The organism is Bacteroides sp. RTP31139st1_H2_RTP31139_211217 (assembly GCF_040227615.1).
Classification (GTDB): Bacteria; Bacteroidota; Bacteroidia; order Bacteroidales; family Bacteroidaceae; genus Bacteroides; species Bacteroides uniformis.
In genome coordinates this window covers 1-2,525 of sequence record NZ_JBCNZM010000179.1, presented here as the reverse complement: position 1 = coordinate 2,525, position 2,525 = coordinate 1, and the positions used below count along the sequence as shown (strand labels likewise).

Here is a 2,525-nt window from a genome sequence, read left to right as displayed (position 1 = left end):
GGGTATATTTACGTCCGTCATCGGTGCCATATTGGGAACCTTCTTCGGTGTAAGCCTCTTTGACCTGGAGATACCCGCCAAACTGAAGGAATTCATGATTGTGGGTAAGATAGGTGAGACTACCTATGACAAGCAAATGCTGCTGGCGTTGATTATCGGTGCGGTGCACATCTGCATTGCCATGACGGTGAAGGCCGTGGGACAGACCGTTCGTTTCGGCTTCAAGGAGTCGCTCAGTGCTTGGGGATGGCTGTTGCTGGTGGTGGGATTTATCTGCACCGGCGGACTTTCCTTCTTCAAAATAATTTCGGAAGACGTGTCTACGTGGGCATTTATCGTGATTGGCGGTGTTTCTGCCATCGGTATCTACCTGCTGAACAATATCCACCGGAATGTATTTGTCAACATCGGTGCCGGAGTATGGGATACCTATAACATGGCAACCGGATTGATGGGCGATATACTTTCCTACATCCGTCTCTATGCCCTCGGCTTGGCAGGCGGTATGCTTGGAGGCGTGTTCAACCAGCTTGCCTTCATGGTGAACGATGCTGCAGGTCCGGCCCTGGGATGGCTGTTCTGCGGTCTGATACTGATATTCGGGCATACGCTGAACATTGCCATGTCTTGTCTGAGTGCCTTTGTACACCCGCTCCGTCTGACATTTGTGGAATACTTCAAGAATTCCGGTTACGAAGGTAAGGGCGAAGCCTATAAACCTTTTACAGTAGTAAAGAAATAAACAAATTAAAAAACAAATAAAAATAGAAACATTATGAATGAAATTTTAGGTTATCTCGGTCTGGGCCTGATGTTGGCCCTTGCAGGAATTGGCAGTTGCTTCGGTACAACTATCGCCGGTAGTGCGGCAGAAGGTGCGTTGAAGAAAGACCCTTCCAAGTCAGCAAGTTATATGATTTTGTCGGCCCTTCCGGCTACGCAGGGACTTTACGGCTTCGTGGCTTTCCTGATGTCTATGGGCAGGGATTTTGCGACAGACGGTCCTTTGATGCTGGGCATCGGATTGGGTGTCGGACTGGTATGTCTGTTCTCCGCTATCCGTCAGGGACAGATTTGTGCTAGCGGTATTGTGGGTATTTCCCAGGGACACGACGTACAGACCAATACAATGATTTACGCCGCGCTTCCTGAATTCTATGCTATTTTGGCGCTGGTAGCTGCATTGATGGTATAATCCGGATTATAAGAAAATAAACCCCAGGGATTTACAATTGAAATCCCTGGGGTTTTTTGTTTAAATTCCTGGGGCTTCAACTGAAAACTCCGGGAATTCTTATTTGAAACTTCGGGAATTTTAGACGAAAAATGCATGGATGGGCGAGCCAATGGGGCTTTTGTGGCTAAACTATGACATTCCGCAAACGATTGTTTATGCATATTTAATCAGTTTTTTCGATTAAAAGGCTATTTTTCAAAGAATAATACGTACTTTTGCAGCCGTAATTAAGATAAAGAGATTATAACATAATATGACTAAAGAACTACTTACCCCCGATTACATCTTCGAAGCGAGTTGGGAAGTGTGTAATAAAGTAGGCGGTATCTATACAGTTTTGTCTACAAGGGCAAATACTTTACAGACTAAATTTCGCGATAGATTATTCTTTATAGGGCCGGATTTCTGGCAGGGAAAAGAGAACCCTTTGTTCATTGAGTCTGATAACCTTTGTGCAGCGTGGAAAAAACATGCAGCGTTGAAAGACAATCTTTCCGTCCGCGTAGGTCGCTGGAACATTCCGGGAGAACCTATTGTTATATTGGTTGATTTCCAACCGTTCTTTGCAGAAAAAAATGAGATTTATACAGAAATGTGGAACCGCTATCAGGTGGATTCACTGCATGGATATGGTGATTATGACGAAGCATCCATGTTTGCTTTCGCTACCGGCAAGGTGATAGAGAGCTTCTATCGCTATAATTTGACGGAAACGGACAAAGTGGTGTTCCAGGCACACGAGTGGATGACCGGCATGGCCGCCCTCTATCTTCAGTCTGCCGTTCCCGAGATAGGGACTATCTTCACCACCCATGCCACGTCCATCGGCCGCTCCATAGCTGGCAACAACAAGCCGCTTTACGATTATCTTTTCGCCTACAACGGCGACCAGATGGCGGAGGAGCTGAACATGCAGTCCAAACATTCCATTGAAAAGCAGACGGCCCACTATGTGGACTGTTTCACCACTGTGAGCGAAATCACAAACAACGAATGCAGGGAATTGCTTGACAAGCCTGCGGATGTTGTGCTGATGAACGGTTTTGAAGATGATTTTGTACCGAAAGGCGCCACCTTTACCGGCAAGCGCAAACGTGCCCGTTCCACCATGCTGCGTGTGGCAAACTGCCTGCTGGGTGAGGACTTGGGCGACGATACGCTGATTATCGGTACCAGCGGACGCTATGAGTTCAAAAATAAGGGTATCGATGTGTTCCTGGAATCATTGAACCGGCTGAACCGCGATAAAGATTTAAATAAGAAAGTATTGGCGTTTGTCAACGTGCCC

General features: G+C 46.6%; 3 protein-coding genes. All 3 read left to right on the top strand.

Going from position 1 to position 2,525, the window contains the following annotated elements; all coding sequences use genetic code 11:
* Positions 1 to 742: V-type ATPase 116kDa subunit family protein (locus ABUA47_RS20675; RefSeq protein WP_349831972.1), on the top strand; the 742-nt coding region annotated here is incomplete at its 5' end.
* A gap of 33 nt (positions 743 to 775) precedes the next feature.
* Positions 776 to 1,195 carry an ATPase gene (locus tag ABUA47_RS20670; protein WP_005827396.1) on the top strand — a complete coding sequence of 140 codons (420 nt, stop codon included), beginning with the start codon at positions 776 to 778 and terminating at the stop codon, positions 1,193 to 1,195.
* A 295-nt stretch (positions 1,196 to 1,490) separates the two neighbouring features.
* On the top strand, positions 1,491 to 2,525 hold a 1,035-nt coding region (locus ABUA47_RS20665), incomplete at its 3' end, for a glycogen/starch synthase (RefSeq protein ID WP_349831970.1).

Excerpts from the sequence above, each read along its gene's own strand:
- ABUA47_RS20670 (WP_005827396.1), top strand. The coding sequence starts at position 776 with ATGAATGAAATTTTAGGTTATCTCGGTCTGGGCCTGATGTTGGCCCTT.